Here is a 19,317-nt window from a genome sequence, read left to right on the forward strand (position 1 = left end):
GCAGCGTTGCAGTCATATCTGCGAGCCTGGTTTACGGCGAGCCTCGCTTCGGCTTCCATGGGAAGACCCTCGAGTGCTGACCAGCCGCCCCGAACACAGATGAGATGCGAGCCCCCGTAGACCGGGAGCCCGTGATTGTTCGTAACCGTCCGCTGTGTGCCATGATAGGCGATCGACCGATTTCCGATTGTCGTCGAGCCCACGCTTCGGGTTATGATGCGATGCAGGTGGGTCTCCAGCACGAGGCCATGAGAGGTGAGCTTCTCAGCAGGGAAATTCGCTAGATACGCTTCCAACTCGCCCATGCTTTCGACAGTGATTTGCCCGTGACCGCCATCGCCCAGGGGCTCCTTCAGGCGAACTGCCCCGAGGGGCAGGAGACGTACGGCGGCCCGTCTCGCGTCCCCAACGCAAAACGCCGTGTAGCCCGGAAGAACCGCACTTTGGATGCTATCCGCGAATGCAGATGACCAGCCACGGGGATGTGGCGCATGTGCGCCCACCAGGCCGTGCGTGATCGCTTTGGTCTTGACGAAGGGGTATGGCACAACCGCACCATAGAGCTGCTGTGAAGAATGAATTCCAAGGACCTGGGCCTCATCCAGCATTAGCGTGTCGCTGGGAACGAAGAAAAGATCAGCCGCGACATGTGCCTTTGGATCGAATTCACCCGCAAAACGGTGCCCGACCAGGCGCGCGATGCTCTTCGCGACCACGGACAGCGTGACCTTCTCGTGGGTGTACATCGGGCCGCCCAGACCCGGGAAATGGATCGCGACTGCCTCGATGGCGTGGTCTTCGCGTCGGATGCGGCGAAGCGCTGACGCCTCTGCAGGGCCAAATCTGTGGTGGGAAGGGAGCTTGGGTCGGTCCATGCGCGCAACCATCTCAACGAGTGAGCAATGGTCAGTGCTTGGACGGAACCCGTCTGACGGGGAGACTGGAAATCCCCGTCCCAATAACCTAGGCAAGAAAGCAGGCGATCGCAAGGCGCCCTAAGGTCATTTAACGATGCTTACCGTCGACGCCCTCAAGCGCCTGCATGTCTCGGTTTCGTTCGAGCTCGCTGACGGCGAGTGTATTGCGTTGCAGGGGCCGTCCGGCGTCGGCAAGAGCCTCTTGCTGCGCGCCATTGCCGATCTTGATCCGAATGAAGGCTCCATCAAGCTGGACGGCACGCTGAGGGAATCCATGCCGGCCCCCACTTGGCGAAAGAAGGTGACTTATGTCGCCGCCGAGCCCGGCTGGTGGGCGGACACAGTGCAGGAGCACTTTATCGCCTGGGATGAGGCGCTAAACCTGGTTGAAAAACTGGGCCTACCGTCCGGTTGCGGGACCTGGCCAATCCGCAGACTTTCCACCGGCGAGAAGCAGCGGCTCGGGCTTGTGCGTGCGCTTCTGTTGCGCTCGCGCGTGCTCTTGCTGGATGAGCCCACGTCGGCCCTCGATCCGGCATCGACCGCTTCCGTCGAAGCCATTGTCGCCGAACGTGTATCGACCGGCACAAGCGTCCTGTGGAGCACTCACAATAGCGCCCAGGCCCGGCGCGTCGGATCACGCTTGTTCATGATGTCCAGCGGACGGATCGAGGAGCACCGGTTTTGAGTTATATCCAGCTAGGGTACAACGACCTGATCCTGCCTGCGCTTCTCGTTGTCATGAACGGCGCACTCTCACTTCTGCTGCATCTGAGGCTCGAATGGCAACTTGCTGTCGCGAGCGTGCGAATGGTCGTTCAGCTTGTGCTCGTTGGATATGTGCTGACCTTTCTGTTCGCTGCCGTGTCGCCGTTCTGGACCGCGCTCGCAGCCTTCATCATGGTCTTGTTCGCATCGCGCGAGATCGTCGTTCGTCAAAAGAGACGGTTGCTGGGACTTTGGACGTACGGTCTGGGTGCAGGCTGCACTTTGCTCGCTGCCGGTACAGTCACGATGTTTTCGCTTCTCACGCAGCTGCGTCCCGAACCCTGGTATCATCCGCGCTACGCTCTGCCGCTGTTGGGAATGATCCTCGGCAACACCATGACTGGGGTAAGCCTGGGCTTGGACGTGCTCGTCAATGGCGTGATGCGCGAACGAGCCGCCGTCGAATCCTGCCTTGCGCTGGGAGGCACGCGCTATCAGGCACTTCTCCCCGTGATCCGCGACGCGCTGCGAAGCGGCTTTATGCCGACCATCAACGGCATGGCGGCGATTGGTCTCGTTTCTCTGCCCGGGATGATGACCGGACAGATTCTCGCGGGCGTCGAGCCAGTCGATGCCGTGAAATATCAATTGCTGATCATGTTCCTGATCGCGGGCGGTACGGGCCTGGGAACGCTTGCGGCAGTCCTCGGTGGTGGACGTCTGCTCACCGATCATCGGCATCGATTGCGCCTGGACCGGATCGCGAGCGAAAAATAGTCGCTGAAATCACGAGCAGCGAGGCAGGCGCTGATCAACGTTCGGTGACTTCTCGACCAAGGTTCGTCATCTCGGTCAAGAAGCCGGCGAGAAATCAATACGTCCGCAAGACAATGAGCTCGCCGGCATCGGCGCGGTTCTTTGCGGTCAGCAAGATTTTCCCTCATCTGCTTGACCAGCGGCGGTTCGTTAAAAACGGCGCGTGAAGAAACGATTCCGACTCATCCAGCGCGATGCATTGCTTTCGTGTCAGTGATAGAATGTCTTCGCCTCAGCAACCGGGGAGAACACCGTGCCGGCCGCACATCAATCCCGCCGGGCGGGAAGCGGTGATCGGCAAAAAGCCGAACTTTGGCACGCGACCGCAGATGGTGTCATGGCCCGGTGCCGAAGCCGGTGCGACGGCGCGGCCTATCCGCGACGGACGGCGTTCAAGAGCTTTCGTGCGATGCTCGCTGGCGTCTCGCCGCCGGGGCGGTACCAGGTGATTGCCCAATTCATCGATCCAAGCAGCCCGAGCCTGAAGATACGTTGATCAATCCCCGCTGGAAGCTGTAATTCGGCGATCAGCTCCTTGAACACGGCTTCGTACCTGTCGCGGAGTATTACGACCTGTTCGGGAAGACTGTCGACGGAGAGATGCGAGACCAGCACGGCCGCGAAGCGATTCTTGTCCAATAGGCCCTGCATATGCGCGATACAGGCCGCCTCCAGGCGGCCCCACGGTTCGACACGGCTCGCCACGGCCGCCTTCACCGCATCCATCGATTGCGACACCGCAAAAGAGTAGACCGCAATGAACAAGTCCCCCTTGGACGGAAAATGATGATAGAGCGAGCCGGGCAGGATGCCCACGGCCGCTGCGATGTCGCGCATCGACGTGTTCTCGTAACCCTTGCTGCCGAACAGCCGCGCAGGCTCGCTGATCAAGACTTGTCGACGCTCGTCCGGGAACTCCCGCTTCGCTTCAGCAGCTCGCGGCCGCGAGGCTGCCTTTGGACGGCGAGTTTGAGGGGCGGCGTTGGCGCGTCGACTTTTCGCGGTCATTTGGCCTAGTTCGGGAGATCCGGCTGGGTTTTCCTCTTATCTGACCAAGTCCGCGCCGTCGAGAACGGCGTGCGTCAGCTTCGCCAAACAAACGGTTGTTTGGTAGTTGACTCCTGCGAAGGTGCCCGGGTAGCGTCCGCCGCGCGGTCGACGGCTGACAGAATGAAAGGGAGGAGAAATGGGGGCCTGGGAAGTCAAAGGGCCGGCGCAAGGCGTCTGCAAGTCGTGGCGAGACATCGATTCGAAGCTTGCCGAACGCGTCACCAGAATCAGGGCTCCGCTCGGGCGTGGCATTGCGTGGGAAGGCACGGAGATCTGGGCATATCGCGACCGGCCGCAAAGCATTTCGGAGTGCCTGGCTGCCAATGTTGCACGCTGGCCTGACCGCGAAGCTTACGTCTTCTATCCCGGCGGCCAGAGGATGACCTGGCGCGAGGTCGGAGCGCAGGTCGATCGCGCGGCTGCGCGGTTGCGGCGCGAGTTCGGTTTCAAGAAGCGTGACAGGCTGTGTCTGCTGACGGCGGGATGCCCGGAATACGTCATGAGCTATCTCGCCATCATTCAACTTGGCGGCGTCGCAGTGCCGGTCAATCTCGGGCTCCCGGCAGAAGGATTGGCCGCCCAGATCAACAAGGTCAGAGCCAAGGGGCTTTTGGTATCGCCAGATGTCTGGAACGGAAAGCTTGGATCGCTGCGCGCCGGTCTCGGGAGTGTGGAGGTGGTCTTCCTGACAAGTCAGGAAGCCCCGGCCGGAACGCTTCCCTTCGCACAACTCACCCAGCCCGGTATCGATCCGGTCGCGCGTGAGCCGGTCGATGAGTGGGACCTTTGCGCTATTTCCTTTACGTCCGGCACAACCGGAGTGCCCAAGGGCACGATGGCCATGCACATCAATGCGATCGGCTGCGCGCAGAACGTGGTGGTGGCAGCAAAGGGCCTTTGCGAGGACGACGTCAATCTTTGCATGCCGCCGCTGTATCACAACACGGCCGTCTACGCCGACTTTCTGCCCGCCCTGCTCAGCGGCGGCAAGTGCGTGATCATGGCGGCATTTGCGCCGCTCGATGCGATCAAGCTGATCGAGGCCGAGCGGGCCACATGGGCCGTGGCGGCGCCGATCATGCTGTGGATGATGATGAATCATCCGGAATTCCGCAATCACGACTGCTCGACGCTCAAGAAGATCATCTTTGGCGGTCACGCGTCGTCAGAGACGTTCATCAACCAGCTCAATCTGGAGTTTGCGCCGATCTCGATGGTGAATGCCGGCTCGGTCTCGGAGAGCACCGCGCTCGGTTTCGCGCTGCCGACGGAAGATGCAATACGCAAGATCACGAGCTGCGGCCTCGCAACGCCGAACACCGACATCGCGATCTTCGACGATGACGGCAACGAGGTGCGTGAGCCCAATGTGATCGGCGAAGTCGCATACCGCGGTCAGCAGACGAACGCCGGATACTGGGAGGAGCCGGGCAAGACCGCCGAGGTGTTCCGGCGAGACGGTTTCGTGCTCTCAGGCGACTGGGCCAAGATAGACGAGGAGGGCTATCTCTGGCTGCTCGACCGCAAGAAGGACATGGTCGTCCGCGGTGGCCAGAACGTCTACTGCATCGAGGTCGAGAACAAGCTTTACCTGCACCCCAAGGTGCTGCGCGCGGCCGTGGTGGGCGTACCCGATCACGTCTTCTCCGAGCGCCTCAAGGCGGTGGTGGTACTCAAGCCGGGTCATAGTGCGACGCCGGACGAGATGCGCGACCACTGCGCCAAGCATCTCGCGAGGTACGAGACGCCTGAATATGTCGTCTTCGCGAGCACGCTGCCGACAAATCCCGCGGGCAAGACCCTCAAGACGTCGCTGGTCGACTTCTGGGGCGAGAGCGACAACACCGCGCTCGCACGGTTGGCGGCATTCAACGCCAGCATGCCGCCCACGCTGATCGATATGCCGCATCTGAAGGTCGGCGACAGCCCGGTCACGCCGCGCGAGGCGTTATCGGAACTCGAGGCAAATACGGACAGGGGCCGGCGCATTGCCTGCGTCATCGACGAGCAAGGTGTCGCCGGGCTGACCACGCCGAAAGAGGCCAGATTCCGTAAGTGAGTGCCGAGCCGGGACCTCGTGGAGGTAGATCCGCCGATCATATCCGTCGCGCTCCGTGCAAGCGCGCCGGATGAGGAGATTGTTGAACGATGCTGAACCTTGACTTCGCTGATCCAAAGATCAACGCCGACCCATTTCCTCTGTTCGCGCAACTGCGGGAGAGCGATCCGGTCCATTGGTCGTCGGCCATGAAAGCGTGGGTCGTCACGCGTTACGAGGACGTCAAGCGCGTGGCGGTGGCCAATTCCGACATGTCCGCGGATCGACTGGCGCCATTCTTCGCGGCGGTGCCAGCGGAAAGCCGGAGCAGCTATGCCAGCCTGATGACCTATCTCGGGAACTGGATGGTTTTTCGCGATCCTCCCGAGCACACTCGCCTGCGTCGCCTCTTCACCAAGGCTTTCACGTCGCGCTCGGTGAAGGCGCTGGAGCCGAATGTGGAGCAGATCGTCGGGTTGCTGTTCGATGAGATGGAGCGCAAGTCGGCCTCGGGAGGAGCCGTCGATTGGATCGCCGACTTCGCCTATCCGTTGCCGGCAACCGTGATGATGGATCTGCTCGGCGTTCCCCGCGAGGATCTGCTGCAGGTCAAGCACTGGTCGGACGATATCGCGCTGTTCATCGGGACGTCGCGAGCGACGGCGGGCAAGTATCTGCGCGCCGAAGCCGGGGCGAAAGCCATGGCGGACTATTTCCGCGGCGTCGTTGCGGAACGCGCCGCCGATCCGCGGGATGACATCATCAGCCAGATGGTGTTGGCGCGAGAAGAGCAGGAGGCGCTAAGCGACGATGAGGTGATAGCAACCTGCATCCTGCTGTTGTTTGCCGGACACGAAACCACGACCAACCTGCTGGGCAACGGCCTCTACTATACGATGAAATCACGGGAACAGTGGGAGCGCGTCAAGGATGATCCCTCGCTGATCGAGCCGGCGGTCGAGGAGTGGCTGCGGTATGACGGCCCGAGCGGCGCCCTCGCACGCGTGGTCACGGCCGACGTCGATTTCGGCGGCAGGCGGTTGCAGCAGGGGCAGCGGTTGTTCGCCTTCATCAATGCGGCCAACCGCGATTCCGAGCAGTTTCCGGATGCGGATTGCTTTGACGTCGGCCGATCGCCCAATGCGCATCTGACCTTCGGGCACGGCATTCATTTCTGCCTTGGTGCCCAGCTCGCGCGGCTCGAGGGACAGATCGCGCTGCGTTCGTTGATCGAGCGCTTTCCCGGGATCGCGCCGGTGACCGCCAGCGCGCCGGAATGGAAGGACTCGCTCATTCTGCGCGGAATGCAGTCGCTGCCAATCCGCTTGCGTTGATCCGGTTCAGGTGAAGGGAGTTGAAGCGGATGGAAGGGATCCCCGAGGTCTATGTGATTGGAACGTCCTGTACGGCCTTCGGAAAGAAGCCGGAGACCGGGTTCAAGGAGCTTGCGCGCGAGGCCTACCTTGGCGTTCTGCTCGATGCCGGGATCGAGGACGGCCGCGACATCGCGATGGCGTGGTTCGGCAATTGTGGAATGGGCTCGTTCGGGCAACGTAACATCCGCGGACAGATCTGTTTCTCGCCGCTGGTTCGGGAGAAGCTTTTTCCCGAGCGCGTACCGATGATGAATGTTGAGGGCGGCTGCGCCACCGCGTCCCAGGCGTTTCACGGAGCGTGGAAGGATATCGCGTCGGGCGATTCGCAGCTGTCGCTCGCCATCGGGGTCGAGAAGACATTCATTCCCGACGATCCAGCGCGCATCCAGGAGATTTTCGACGGCGGGATCGATCGCCTGGATCCGGACGAGTGGCTTGCCTACTACGGCGATGCCGGCAGGAAATGCGGAAAGCAGTTCATGCCCGGCGGCCAGCGCGGCACCATCTTTATGGATACCTACGCCATGCAGGCGACGTATCACATGCAGCGTTACGGCACGACGCAGCGGCACATCGCGGCAGGCGCCGCGAAGAACCACATGCATGGCAGCCTCAATCCTCTTGCGCAGTACCGTTTCAGGCTGACGGTCGATGAGGTGCTGGGCGATCGTGAAGTCAGCTATCCGCTGACGCGCAGCATGTGCGCGCCAATCGGTGATGGAGCTGCGGCCGCGCTCGTCTGTTCGAGGGATTACCTCGCCGCGTTGCCGGCCCGCGTGCGAGACCGCGCGGTCAAGGTTCGCGCCAGCACCATGTCCGGTGGCAAATACCGCTCGCTCGACGAGCCCGGACTATCACGTATCGCCGCCGACCGCGCCTACAAGATGTCGGGGCTCTCACCGTCAGACATCGATATCGCGGAAGTGCACGACGCGACGTCATTCTGCGAGATCTATCAGGCCGAGATGCTGCGGTTTTGCGAGGAAGGGCAGGGAGGCGCCTATGTCGAGTCCGGCGCAACCGCGCTTGGCGGGGAGCGCCCGATCAACCTGTCCGGTGGGCTTGTCTCCAAGGGACATCCCATCGGGGCGACCGGCTTGTCGATGATTCATGAGCTTGTCCTGCAACTGCGCGGAGAGGCCGGTGAACGGCAGGCGGAAAGGGCGCGAATTGCGCTTGCCGAAAACGGCGGCGGCGTCATGGGGTTTGACGAAGCTGCGTGTGCAATTACGATTCTGGAGAAGCTGGAGTCGGATTGATCAGCAGGACACAGTCGATGTGCGCATCCATCGATGACTGGATGAGCTTGATCGAGCCGTTGATCAGAATGCTGACCGCTGCGCGACGCCGGAAGGCTCGTGATCCCAACCCAGCTTGTGAGGTAGAATGTCGATCGAACCGCGCCGCGTCCACTTCACGGGCGTTGAAGGGAACAATATCGAAGGTGACATCTATGGTCGCGGCGCCCGTACGGCGCTCCTGCTGCATGGCGGCGGCCAAACCCGGCACGCTTGGCGCGCGACAGCGAAGCGGCTCGCGGACCGCGGCTTCACTGCTATTGCTGTCGACCAGCGCGGCCACGGGAGTAGCGCTTGGATCGATAGCGGGGCCTATGCGCTCGCAGACTACGGACGAGATGCTGCATCGCTTGGTCGCCAAATCGAGCAGCTTTTCGGCGCGAGACCGGCAGCGATCGGAGCCTCGCTCGGTGGGCTGGCCTCGCTATACGCGCTTGGACAGGACGTCTGTTTCTCGGCGCTGGTCCTCGTCGATATAGCGCCGCGGGTGGAGCCGAAGGGGGTGGCTCAGGTCAGGGATTTCATGCGTGCACGCGCAACCGAAGGGTTCGTCAGCATAGATGAGGCTGCCGAAATGGTGGCGGCATATTTGCCGCACCGAACCAAGCCGCGCTCCACCGATGGCCTGCGGAAGAATTTGAATCAGCACTCTGATGGGCGTTGGTATTGGCACTGGGACCCACGCTTCTGGGACGGTCCTCGCAGCGTCAATGCGGCTGGGGACACGCTCCACGATCATCTCGAAAAGATCGCTCGTGGCCTGACGGTGCCGACGCTGCTCGTACGCGGTGGTTCGTCAGACATTGTCTCCGTCGAGAGCGCAGAAGCCTTCCGCAAGCTCGCGCCGCAGGCACAGATTATTGACGTCAGTGGTGCCAGTCATATGGTCGCCGGCGACAAGAATGACGCGTTTGCCGATGCTATCCTGGGCTTCCTGGAGCACCGCGTGGCGTCCTGAACACGATTCGATGTGACGTTGTGACCACGCGAAGGTCGCCGTACCCTCGTCCGAGGGCCACCGAGTCGAATCCGAAACCCAACACCTTCAAATAGCCGAAAGGAACAGCCTTCGTTCATATCGAATATCAAGGCCCTCCCTCCCCATAGAAGTTATAAAGATAGGGCGGCCTTTGACCGCACGCTCTACGAGGCCGCCCTGCCTCCAGAACGGTGATGAGGCCAACTTCACCGCTCGTCCGTGGCCGACTTCCTGAACGGCCTGCTAGATCACCTAATAGGGCAGGCCAGCGTACGATTCAGGCGACGGTGCCATCGTGGCCTCGCTGACCAGGTGACCGAGGAGGAGCTCGACGCAACGCAAGCCGCGCCTCAAGCTCATGAGACGGCAGATGTATGGCCGAGGCAAGATCGATTTGCTTCAGGCCAGACTCACAGATGCATCAATGAGATGCACCAAAACCTGGCTGAGATCGTTGGTGCGAGCTTTAGGCGCGCGAGCCCAGCCCCATCGCTAAAGAGAATACAATCGCTTGCTGCACGTGATGCTCGCGGCGGCAGTCGACGAGCAGAGCTTATCAAGATCTTCTATATTGCGAGCACCGCTGAGAACTATGTTCGCAATAAAAAATTGGATGCGGCCGCTCATATCCCTGATTGGTGCCGCAACGGTCGTTAGACCTCGCATGTAGTTGTCGATGTCGATGGCCCATCCATTCTCCTTGGCCGCTTCTGCGTCGCGAAGGAACGCACGAAACGGAGGCGGGTTCTGCCAATTGATCTTGCGGAAAGCACTTTCGATCTCCCGCCGTGGAAGATTGGAATCGCCTGCAACGCAGCGTCCCATGGCGCCTATCAGGGCGGGCAATCGCAACCCGGCGCGCATCTGAACGTTCAACATCGCGGCGCCCTGCACGGAATCGATTAGAATTAGTCGATCTTGAGTGACGCGCCAAAGTGTCGCGGTGCAGGAAAATCGCATCGCGATGCTCGACAGAACCGGCTCGACCAGCCTGAACAGCTTTTCGTCATTCGTTGTCTTCGGAGACAGCGTCGCTAGTGCAGGGCCGGGAGAATAGCTCTTGTCGCGCTCGTCGAATTCGAGAAGTCCCTCCAATGCAAGCGTTTTCACGATGTTGAAGCAGGTGCTCGGGCTTATGCCGAGCTCGCGGGCGATCGCATTGACGCCGTAGGATTTGGGTTGCGAGGCCAGAAATCGCAGGATTGCGACGGCAGATCGGACGCTTTCAACGATATGCATTCAAAATTCCAATGGTTTATCATTCAACATATTGAATGATAAAATAATATATTGAATGACGCAATAGACCCATGCTAACCGGCCTTTCAAGTGCAGTCCGCGCGACTGCGATCGCTGCCGCAGCCATGTTGGGATGCCGCGGGTGCATGAAAAGGGAGGTCGGTTTGGCCAAGCCGTTGACGGGCGTTCTCGTGGTTGCGATCGAACAGGCTGTCGCAGCGCCATTCGCATCGTGCCGTCTCGCCGATGCCGGCGCGCGCGTCATCAAGATCGAACGACCCGAAGGCGACTTCACGCGCGGCTATGACGGCGCGATTCGCGGTGAGAGCACCTATTACGTCTGGGTCAATCGCGGCAAGGAATCGGTGGTCCTCGATTTTCGCAAGGCTGAGGACGCCGCGCTGCTGCAGAGCCTGATCAGCCGGGCCGATGTGGTGATCCAGAACCTCGGGCCGGGGGCTGCAGAGCGCGGCGGATTTGGTTCCGAGAAACTGCGGGCTGCGCGACCGGAGCTGATTACCTGCGACATCACGGGCTACGGCGAGACCGGCCCGATGAAGGACATGCGGGCCTATGACCTGATGGTACAGGCCGAAAGTGGCATTGCCTATGTCACGGGGAGTCCGAGCGAGCCCGGCCGGGTCGGTGTCTCGGCCTGCGACGTGGCGACCGGCATGTACGCGCACGCCGCCATCCTCGAGGCGCTGGTTCGCCGCGGACAGACCGGGGAGGGTGCGTCGATACATGTCTCGCTGTTCGAAAGTATGGCGGACTGGATGACGGTTCCTCTGCTGACCTATGAACATGCCGGCCGGGACTGGCCGCGTACCGGGTTGGGGCACCCGCTCATCGTGCCCTATGGTGCCTATCACACACGTAACGGCTCCGTTCTCGTCAGCGTGCAGAACCACCGCGAATGGCAGCGCTTTTGCGAGTTCGTGCTCGAAAACACCGCGGTGGTGGAAGATCCTCGGTTTGCCACCAATCAGGATCGAACCCGCAACAAGGAAGAGCTGAACATCATCATCGATGCGGTGATGTCCACGCTGACGCTCGAAGAAGCGATCCAGCGCTTGTCGTGCGCCGATCTGGCCTATGCCAGGGTCAACGACGTCGCTGCATTGTCCCGTCATTCCCAACTGCGTCGCGCGTCGGTCGATACGCCTGCAGGTCCGGTCGACATCGTCGCGCCCCCGGCGACGTTCCGGCGGGAGACGCGGGATCTCGGCGCGGTGCCGGCGCTCGGCCAGCATACCGCCGCGGTCCGTAGCGAGTTTGCGGAATAGACCAATGTCGCCCGACATCAATGGCAGGCCGTCAGGTGGCCTGATCGAGCCGATCCTTCGGGTTCATGGCGCCACCAAGCGCTTCGGTGGCCTCACGGCCGTCGATCGGGTTTCGTTCGAGGTGCGGCCGGCGGAAATCGTCGCGTTGATCGGGCCGAATGGCGCCGGAAAGACTACGCTATTTTCGCTGATTTCCGGTTTCCAGCCGCTCGACGAAGGCAGTGTGTCGTTTCAAGCAAAGGACGTCACGAATTTCGCGCCGGCGCGGATGGCTCATCTCGGCCTCGCGCGCAGCTTCCAGATCGTGCAGGTCTTCGCCGACTTGACCGTTCATGAGGCGGTGACCGCTGCAGCACTGATGCGCCATTCGATGGGTGCCGCGTTGAGGAAGGCGGATGAAACACTGGCGTTGGTCGGACTGTCGGAGAAAGGAGCCAACGTCACGCCCGAACTGTCGCTGCAGGATCGCAAGCTGCTGGAGGTCGCGAAATGTCTCGCAACCGAGCCGAAGCTCATTCTGCTCGACGAAGTCATGGCCGGGCTGACCATGTCGGAGGCGGAGGCGGTTCTCAAGGTCGTTCGCAGGCTTCGGAGCGAGGGCATGACGTTCGTGCTGGTCGAGCACGTGATGCCAATCGTGATGAGCATTGCCGACCGGATCGTGGTGATGAACTTCGGCCAGAAAATCGCCGACGGTTCGCCGGCCGAGATCATCGAGGATCGCTTCGTTCGTGACGCGTATTTCGGCGAGGATCTCCATGCTTGAGATCAGCGGACTGCATGCGGGCTACGGGGCGGTGTCGGTGCTGCACGGCGTCGATTTCACGCTGCATCAGGGGGCGTTCCTCGGCTTGCTGGGCGCCAACAACGCCGGAAAGAGCACCATCATCAATTGCCTCAGTGGCGTCGTCCGCCCCACGTCCGGTCACATCCGGTTCGAAGGGCGTGAACTGACAGGCCTCGCCCCGCACAAGATCACCGATATGGGCCTGATCCAGGTGCCCGAGGGCCGGCTGATCTTTCCGCAGATGTCGGTGCTCGACAATTTGAAGCTTGGCGGCGGCACCAAACGAGCGATCGCCAAGCGGTCGGACGAGATGGAGCGCGTGTTCGCGCTGTTTCCGCGTCTGTCCGAGCGGCACACGCAGATGGCGGGCACCATGTCGGGCGGCGAGCAGCAGATGCTGGCCATCGGCCGCGGTCTGATGGGGCAGCCGAAGGTTCTCATGCTCGACGAACCGTCCTTGGGCCTGTCGCCGCTGTTCTCCCAGATCATCTTCGCCGCCTTGAAGAAGCTACACGAAGACGGCCTGACGATCCTGTGCGTCGAACAGAATCTCAATCTCACGCTCGCCTACAGCACCTCCGGCGTCGTGCTCGAGCGCGGCGTCATCGCGGTGGAAGGCTCGGGACCGGAACTGCGCGATCACCCCATCACCCGTCGCGCATATTTGGGACTTTAGCCATGGATCTGTTTTTACAGGCGCTGTCACAGGGTATTCTGGTCGGGGGTACCTACGCGTTGATTGCGCTCGGCATGGCCGTCATCTTCAGCGTCAGCGGGATGCTCAATTTCGCGCATGGCGATTTCCTGCTGATTGGGATGTACCTGGCTTACGCGGTGTTCCTCTCGCTCAACCTCGATCCGTATCTGTCCGTGCTGATTACTTTTCCGGTCATGTGCCTTGCTGGCGCCGGGCTCTACGTGTTCTTGCTGAAGCGGCTCGGCGCCAGCCATTTGTTGATGGCAGTCCAGCTCACACTCGGTCTTTCCTTCATTGCCCAGAACACCTTGCTGCTGACTTTCGGCGGCGAGCCGATCAGGGTGCCTTCCGTCGTCGAAACCGATCTGCTGCTGGTCGGCAACGTCATCATCCGCACACCGCAACTGATCGCGTTCTTTGCGGCTCTGTTGTTGTCGGCCGCGTTCTACGCGACGCTGAATTTTACCGATGCCGGGCGTCGGGTACGGGCGGTGCAGCAGCAGCCGCGCGCCGCCGCCCTGATCGGGATCAACGTGCCGCTGGTGAGGACGCTGACGTTCGCGCTGGGCATCGGCGTGCTCGCCATCGCCGCCGTTCTGATCATCCCCGGCACGTCGATGGCGCCCGCGCACGGACTGCGCTGGACGGTGATCGCGCTGATCACGGTGGTGCTGGGCGGCATGACCAATTTTGTCGGGATATTCATCGGCGCACTGCTGATCGGCGCCTCGGAATCGCTGGCCACCCTGTATGTGTCGGGAACTCTCGGAATGATCGTGCCCTATGCGCTGTTCATCGCGCTGGTGTTGTTCCGCCCCGAAGGCATCCTGAAGAGGACGTGACATGAGACCGGAGTTCTTTGGGATCATCCGATCGCCGTTCCTGTGGGGCGTGATTGTCCTGTTTGCGGTGCTGGGACAATGGGCGTCTCCCTACCATCTCGGCATTGCGACACAAACCATGCTCTACATCGCGCTGGCGCTGGCATGGGCTATCGTCGGCGGTTTTGCCGGACAATTATCGATCGCGCACAACGTGTTCGTGGCGTTGGGGGCGCTGCTGGCATCGGCATTGTTCCTGCGGCTCGGTATCAACATGTGGGTCGGGCTGGTGCTGTGCGCCGCGTTGTCGGCGCTGATCGGGGTTTTCTTCGCCTATCTCGACAGCAAATTCAGCCTCGGCCACCTGTCATTCGCGCTGGTCACGCTGGCCTTCGGCGAAGTCGGCATGCTGATCGTCGCCGGCTGGGATTTTGTCGGCGGCGCGTCCGGCCTGTCGCTGCCGCGCGACCAGGGTCGGCTACTGAACTTCGAATTCGGCGGCGCCCGCGGCTATTTCTGGGCGGCACTGGCGCTGGCGACGGTCTATCTGCTGATCAACTACGCCATCCTGCATTCACGGCTCGGGTTCTATCTGCGGACGTTGCGCGACAACGAAGCGGCGGCCCAGGCCGTTGGCGTCTACCCGTTCCGCAACAAGGCGATCGCGATGGCGATCAGCGCCGCGATGACCTCGGTGGCCGGAACGCTCTATGCCCGGTTCAGCAACTTCGTGGACCCGTCATTTCTGGCGTCGCCGACCTTGAGCATCGAGATCATCCTGATCGCAACCATTGGCGGCCTGACTACGCCGCTCGGGCCGGCCGTCGCAGCGATCGTGCTGGTTCCGTTCAGCGAGTTGCTGCGCGGCTGGCTTGGCGGGCAACTACCCGGCCTGAGCCACATCATCTACGGCTTTCTGATTGTCGCGGTCATTCTCGCCAGCCCGCGCGGCCTGGTGCCGTTACTGGTCAAAATCTTCCGCCAGCGAGGCGGCAAAGACGTTGCAACAATATCGATGCAAAAGGGAGCGTGAGGCGTGACAGTTCTTGGACATCTGCGGTGCGTGCGGTTGCTGCCGGCGTTGGCCGCCATTGCTCTCATGCTGCTGCCGGTAGCCGGCAAGGCGGAAGACGCAAAGACGGTGCGCATCGGCGTGCTGGATTCGATGACCGGGGTGTTCTCGGATTTTGGACAGCAAGGGCGTCCGGCCTTCCAATACGTGATCGACAAGGTCAACAAGGACGGCGGCATCAAGAGCATGGGCGGAGCCAAGATCGAGCTGGTTCTGGCCGATAGCGCCAGCCAGGCTGGCCGTGCCGCTACTGAGGCCCGGCGTCTCATCACCCAGGAAAACGTATCGCTCGTGGTCGGAGTGCTGCTGACGCCGGAAATGCTGGCGGTGTCGCCGATCGCGGACGAATTCAAGACGCCCGTGCTGTCGCACTCGGCCGCCGGCGCCCGCGGCGACTACATGTTTTCGATGGGACTGCCCTACGATCGGGGTTACGCCAAGACCATGGTCGAGTTCGTTCAGGAGTTGAACAAGAGCCACAAGTTCAATCTCAAGAATGTCGCGCTGGTCTACTCGAATTATGAAGCGGGACAGCAGGTCAACAAGGCGCTGCAACGCCGGCTGACCGAAGCCGGATTCAATATCGTCGGCGAGGTGCCGCTTGAACTTCAGAGCGACGACCAGACGGCAGCCATGCTGCGGCTGAAATCGCTGAACGCCGATGTGGCGCTCGGGCAGGTATCGCCCCGCAACGGCACCGGCCTGTTCCGCGCACGCTACAGCCTCGGCTTTTTCGACACGGTGCTGATCGGCGGAACCGCCGGATATACCGATCCAGTGTTGTGGAAGGACCTCGGGGACAAGATCGGCCAGGCCGCGTTGACGCGCAATCTGTTCGGCTTTGCATTTTCGAGCACGGCCTCCAGGACTCCATCCGTTCAGAAGCTGACCGAGGAACTCCGGGCCACCGCCAAGCAGGGGCACGACATCGGGCAAAGCGCCATTCAGGGCGCGCAGGCAGCGCGCCTGATCCAGCGCGTGCTGGAGCTCGCAGGCTCCACGGACCGCGACAAGATCAAGGCGGCGTTCGAGCAGGTCAAAATACCGAGCGGCGATGCCGATCTTTATCTCGACCGCGTCGGAGGCTTGTCGTTCGGTCCGGACCACATGCCGAACGATTCCACTGGCGTGATGATCCAATGGAAGGCCGACAAGTCGCAGGATATCGTCTATCCCGCGCAATACGCCACGGCACCGCCCAGCGCCAAGAAATAGTCGACGATGCACGCAGGCGACGTCGTCCGGCGGCGTCGCCTGCGTGCCCCTGAAGCCACCGAACAGAGAGGAAAGAGCGTGGGTCCGCTTGAAGGTCTGAAGGTCATCGAATTTGGCGGCATCGGTCCGTCACCGATGTGCGCGATGCTGCTGGCCGATCTCGGCGCCACGGTGTTGCGCCTCGACCGTCCGGAAGCGGTCGACCTCGGTGTCGAAAAGCCGCTGCGCTATAATCTATTGCTGCGCGGGCGTCCGTCGATGTCGGTCGATCTCAAGCGCAGCGAAGGCGTCGAATTCGCGCTCGATCTTCTCACCCGCGCCGAAATTCTGATCGAGGGATTCCGTCCCGGCGTCATGGAGCGTATCGGGCTAGGGCCAGACATATGCATGGCGCGCAATCCGGCACTGGTTTACGGACGCATGACGGGGTGGGGGCAGGATGGGCCGCTGGCCCGCACCGCGGGGCATGACCTCAATTACATCGCCATCACCGGCGCGCTGGATTCGATCGGACGTGCCGGCGCGCCGCCGACGCCGCCGCTCAATCTGGTCGGCGATTTCGGCGGCGGCGCGCTCTATCTCGCTTTCGGTCTGCTGGCGGCATTGACCTCGGCGCGGGCGACCGGGCGAGGGCAGGTGGTCGATGCCGCGATGGTGGATGGAGCGGCCTCGCTGATGACGTCGTTCTACGGTCTTCATGCGGCGGGGCTTCTGCGTGCGGAACGCGGCACCAATGTGCTGGATTCCGGCGCGCCCTATTACGATGTCTATCAATGCGCCGACGGCCGCTACATCGCGGCCGCGCCGATCGAGATGAAGTTTCGACGCGAATTCTTCGAGCGGCTCGGTTTGCTCGGACAGGTTCCCGACGGGCAGGACAAGGCCACGTGGCCGGAACTTCGCAAGGCGTTGACGGATCGGATCAAGAGCAAGACCCAGGCGGAGTGGGTTGCGGTGTTTGAGGGCAGCGATGCCTGCGTTTCGCCGGTGCTGACCATGGCCGAGGCGGCAAGCCACCCGCACAACATGGCGCGCAATACCTTCGTGAACGTCGACGGCGTCAGCCAGCCTGGCCCTGCGCCGCGTTTCAGCAGAACCGTCGCGGAGCCGTCGCGTTCTCCGCTGCCGACCGATGCCAATCTGTCGGACGTGCTGACCACCTGGGGATACGAGCCAGGCAACGTTTGGCCTCTGATTACGTCCGGCGTGATCGGGGCGGCCGGCCGGCGCGCGGCATAAATTCAAGCTTGGGCAGGGGAGTCAGGTATGGCGGATTTCGTTCATCTCAAATACGAGGTCGTCGATTCGATCGCGGAAATCTCCTTTCAGCGGCCGCCGGTCAACGCCCTCAGTCTGGAGATGATCGGCGAGATCGTCAATGCGGTGAATCTGGCGGCGGCTGATGCGAATGTGCGGGCGGTGATCTTCGCATCCGGCATCGCACGGCGGTTCTGCGCCGGGCTGGATTTGAACCTGATCCTCGACCAGCCTTCAGACCATATCTATAACGTACTGAAGCGGCTCTACATCGATCTTTACGACGCGCAGTACAAGCTCGGAAAACCTTCGATCGCAGCGGTCAACGGGGCGGCCCGCGGCGGCGGTATGACCGTGGCCGTGTCGTGCGACGTCGTGATCGCGAGCGAGCAAGCGACCTTCGGATACCCGGAGATCGAACTTGGCCTGATCCCGGGCATTCACTTCGTGCATCTGCCGCGTATCGTCGGCCGTCACCGCGCCTTCGAGCTGTTGTTTTCCGGACGATCTTTCCCGGCGTCCGAGGCGCAATCGCTTGGAATCGTCAGCCAGGTCGTGCCGGGTGACGCCGTGATGTCGAGCGCGCGCACCCTGGCACGATCCTTTGCCGCCAAGTCGCCGACCGTGATGCGGCTGGGTCGCGCCGCCTTCATGCGCGCCAACGATCTCGATTACCGAAGGTCGATCGAGAACGTGGTCGATAGCTTTTGTACCATTGCCGGAACTGACGATGCGCGGGAAGGACTGCGCGCCTTCAAGGATGGCAGGAAGCCAAACTGGCAGGAGGTGTGACATGGAAAATGCATTGAACCCGGGCGGAGCACTGGATCCAACGAGCAGGCCGCTGCTGCCGATCCGGCGCTTTTCAGAACTGCAATTGGGAGAGAAATATCCGCTGCCGGCACGCACGATCACCCATGCACATTTTTCGGCATTTCAAGCACTAACGGGCGACAATCACCCGATCCATTACGATCGTGAATACTGCAAGGCGCTAGGGCATCAAGATCTGCTGGCGCACGGGCTGCACGTCCTGAGTTTGACCGCTGCCGGCGCCGGATTGTTCCCGCACGTAGCCGGTCCCCACCTGATCGCGTTCACCGAAGTCAGCGCCAGGTTTCTGCGTGGGGTTTTTCCCGACGACACGATCTATCCGATGCTCGAGATCACCGGTCTCAAGCCGCAACGTTCGACAGGAATAGTCACGATGGCGGCCACGCTTGACAATCAGCGCGGCGAGCGCGTGCTCGAGGGATCACACACCTACCTTCTGCGGATATGAGACGACACATCGAGTTCGTCAAAACGGAGTCTTGGACATGGCAAGTGCACGCGCGAAACCGAAACCTACGCCGGAGACCCAGCATTTCTGGGACGGCACCAAGGCGGGCGAACTGCGCCTGCAGCGCTGCGACGCCTGCGCGCATGTCTACTTCCCGCCGCGTCCGTTCTGCCCGTCCTGCGCCTCGCGCAAGGTCAGCACCTTCAAGGCGAGTGGCAAGGGCTTCCTCTACAGCTACGTGATCAACCACCGTCCCGCCGCGCCCGGCTTCACGCCGCCTTACGCCATCGCGGTGGTCGAGCTGGCCGAGGGGCCGCGGATGATGAGCAACATCATCGACTGCCCGCAGACCCCGGAAGCGCTCGAGCTCGACATGAAGCTCGAGGTCGCCTTCCAGGAGCTCGACGACAAGATCACCCTCCCCGTGTTCCGTCCGGCGAAGGGGTAAGCCATGCGCAGAAACCAGGTTGCCGTCGTCG

General features: G+C 61.8%; 19 protein-coding genes. 16 read left to right on the top strand and 3 right to left on the bottom strand.

Annotated elements, in window-relative coordinates:
- Window positions 1-746, bottom strand: a 746-nt coding sequence (locus tag AC630_RS14925; RefSeq protein WP_167561212.1) for a DUF3182 family protein, incomplete at its 3' end; no start/stop codon positions are given.
- Window positions 747-1,011: 265 nt separating this feature from the next.
- Here AC630_RS14925 and AC630_RS14930 point away from each other — a divergent pair.
- Both AC630_RS14930 and AC630_RS14935 read left to right on the top strand, forming a co-directional pair.
- On the top strand, window positions 1,012-1,605 hold the full coding sequence (locus tag AC630_RS14930) for an ABC transporter ATP-binding protein (protein ID WP_074119274.1): 594 nt from the start codon (window positions 1,012-1,014) through the stop codon (window positions 1,603-1,605).
- Window positions 1,602-2,402: an ABC transporter permease gene (locus AC630_RS14935; RefSeq protein WP_074119275.1), complete on the top strand. Its 801-nt coding sequence runs from the start codon at window positions 1,602-1,604 to the stop codon at window positions 2,400-2,402. The genes AC630_RS14930 and AC630_RS14935 overlap by 4 nt, the downstream gene beginning before the upstream one ends.
- A gap of 411 nt (window positions 2,403-2,813) precedes the next feature.
- Here the strand turns inward: AC630_RS14935 and AC630_RS14940 are convergent, their stop codons facing one another.
- Window positions 2,814-3,332: a TetR/AcrR family transcriptional regulator gene (locus AC630_RS14940; RefSeq protein WP_245330393.1), complete on the bottom strand. Its 519-nt coding sequence runs from the start codon at window positions 3,330-3,332 to the stop codon at window positions 2,814-2,816.
- Between the two features lie 295 nt (window positions 3,333-3,627).
- Between AC630_RS14940 and AC630_RS14945 the strand changes: the two genes are divergently transcribed.
- The 4 genes from AC630_RS14945 (at window position 3,628) to AC630_RS14960 (ending at window position 9,161) form a co-directional block, all read left to right on the top strand.
- On the top strand, window positions 3,628-5,550 hold the full coding sequence (locus AC630_RS14945; protein WP_074119277.1) for a class I adenylate-forming enzyme family protein: 1,923 nt from the start codon (window positions 3,628-3,630) through the stop codon (window positions 5,548-5,550).
- Window positions 5,551-5,639: 89 nt separating this feature from the next.
- Window positions 5,640-6,863: a cytochrome P450 gene (locus AC630_RS14950; RefSeq protein ID WP_074119278.1), complete on the top strand. Its 1,224-nt coding sequence runs from the start codon at window positions 5,640-5,642 to the stop codon at window positions 6,861-6,863.
- A 29-nt stretch (window positions 6,864-6,892) separates the two neighbouring features.
- Entirely contained in the window at window positions 6,893-8,164 is a 1,272-nt protein-coding gene (locus tag AC630_RS14955; RefSeq protein ID WP_074119279.1) for a thiolase family protein, read from the top strand.
- A gap of 127 nt (window positions 8,165-8,291) precedes the next feature.
- The gene (locus AC630_RS14960) at window positions 8,292-9,161 is read left to right on the top strand and encodes an alpha/beta fold hydrolase (protein WP_074119280.1); all 870 of its coding nucleotides are present in this window, start codon (window positions 8,292-8,294) and stop codon (window positions 9,159-9,161) included.
- A 513-nt stretch (window positions 9,162-9,674) separates the two neighbouring features.
- Here AC630_RS14960 and AC630_RS14965 read toward each other — a convergent pair.
- Entirely contained in the window at window positions 9,675-10,421 is a 747-nt protein-coding gene (locus tag AC630_RS14965; protein WP_074119281.1) for an IclR family transcriptional regulator, read from the bottom strand.
- 164 nt (window positions 10,422-10,585) lie between these two features.
- Between AC630_RS14965 and AC630_RS14970 the strand changes: the two genes are divergently transcribed.
- The 10 genes from AC630_RS14970 (at window position 10,586) to AC630_RS15015 (ending at window position 19,286) form a co-directional block, all read left to right on the top strand.
- Complete coding sequence (locus tag AC630_RS14970; RefSeq protein ID WP_083636267.1) at window positions 10,586-11,707, top strand: CaiB/BaiF CoA transferase family protein; 1,122 nt, start codon at window positions 10,586-10,588, stop codon at window positions 11,705-11,707.
- Between the two features lie 4 nt (window positions 11,708-11,711).
- The gene (locus tag AC630_RS14975) at window positions 11,712-12,473 is read left to right on the top strand and encodes an ABC transporter ATP-binding protein (RefSeq protein ID WP_074119283.1); all 762 of its coding nucleotides are present in this window, start codon (window positions 11,712-11,714) and stop codon (window positions 12,471-12,473) included.
- Window positions 12,466-13,170 (top strand): ABC transporter ATP-binding protein, encoded by a 705-nt coding sequence (locus AC630_RS14980; RefSeq protein ID WP_074119284.1) that lies wholly within the window; start codon window positions 12,466-12,468, stop codon window positions 13,168-13,170. The genes AC630_RS14975 and AC630_RS14980 overlap by 8 nt, the downstream gene beginning before the upstream one ends.
- Before the next feature lie 2 nt (window positions 13,171-13,172).
- Window positions 13,173-14,033, top strand: a complete 861-nt coding sequence (locus tag AC630_RS14985; RefSeq protein WP_074119285.1) for a branched-chain amino acid ABC transporter permease — start codon at window positions 13,173-13,175, stop codon at window positions 14,031-14,033.
- 1 nt (window position 14,034) lies between these two features.
- Window positions 14,035-15,045 (top strand): branched-chain amino acid ABC transporter permease, encoded by a 1,011-nt coding sequence (locus tag AC630_RS14990; protein WP_074119286.1) that lies wholly within the window; start codon window positions 14,035-14,037, stop codon window positions 15,043-15,045.
- A gap of 3 nt (window positions 15,046-15,048) precedes the next feature.
- The gene (locus AC630_RS14995; RefSeq protein WP_143198054.1) at window positions 15,049-16,299 is read left to right on the top strand and encodes an ABC transporter substrate-binding protein; all 1,251 of its coding nucleotides are present in this window, start codon (window positions 15,049-15,051) and stop codon (window positions 16,297-16,299) included.
- 78 nt (window positions 16,300-16,377) lie between these two features.
- Window positions 16,378-17,538: a CaiB/BaiF CoA transferase family protein gene (locus AC630_RS15000; RefSeq protein ID WP_074119291.1), complete on the top strand. Its 1,161-nt coding sequence runs from the start codon at window positions 16,378-16,380 to the stop codon at window positions 17,536-17,538.
- A gap of 27 nt (window positions 17,539-17,565) precedes the next feature.
- Window positions 17,566-18,348 (top strand): enoyl-CoA hydratase/isomerase family protein, encoded by a 783-nt coding sequence (locus tag AC630_RS15005; protein WP_074119288.1) that lies wholly within the window; start codon window positions 17,566-17,568, stop codon window positions 18,346-18,348.
- A gap of 1 nt (window position 18,349) precedes the next feature.
- Window positions 18,350-18,838, top strand: coding sequence for a MaoC family dehydratase (locus AC630_RS15010; protein ID WP_074119289.1), 489 nt, complete (start codon window positions 18,350-18,352; stop codon window positions 18,836-18,838).
- A gap of 37 nt (window positions 18,839-18,875) precedes the next feature.
- Window positions 18,876-19,286 carry a Zn-ribbon domain-containing OB-fold protein gene (locus tag AC630_RS15015; protein ID WP_074119290.1) on the top strand — a complete coding sequence of 137 codons (411 nt, stop codon included), beginning with the start codon at window positions 18,876-18,878 and terminating at the stop codon, window positions 19,284-19,286.
- The last annotated feature ends 31 nt before the right edge of the window (window positions 19,287-19,317 follow it).

This window comes from Bradyrhizobium sp. AS23.2 (genome assembly GCF_001908185.1).
Classification (GTDB): Bacteria; Pseudomonadota; Alphaproteobacteria; order Rhizobiales; family Xanthobacteraceae; genus Bradyrhizobium.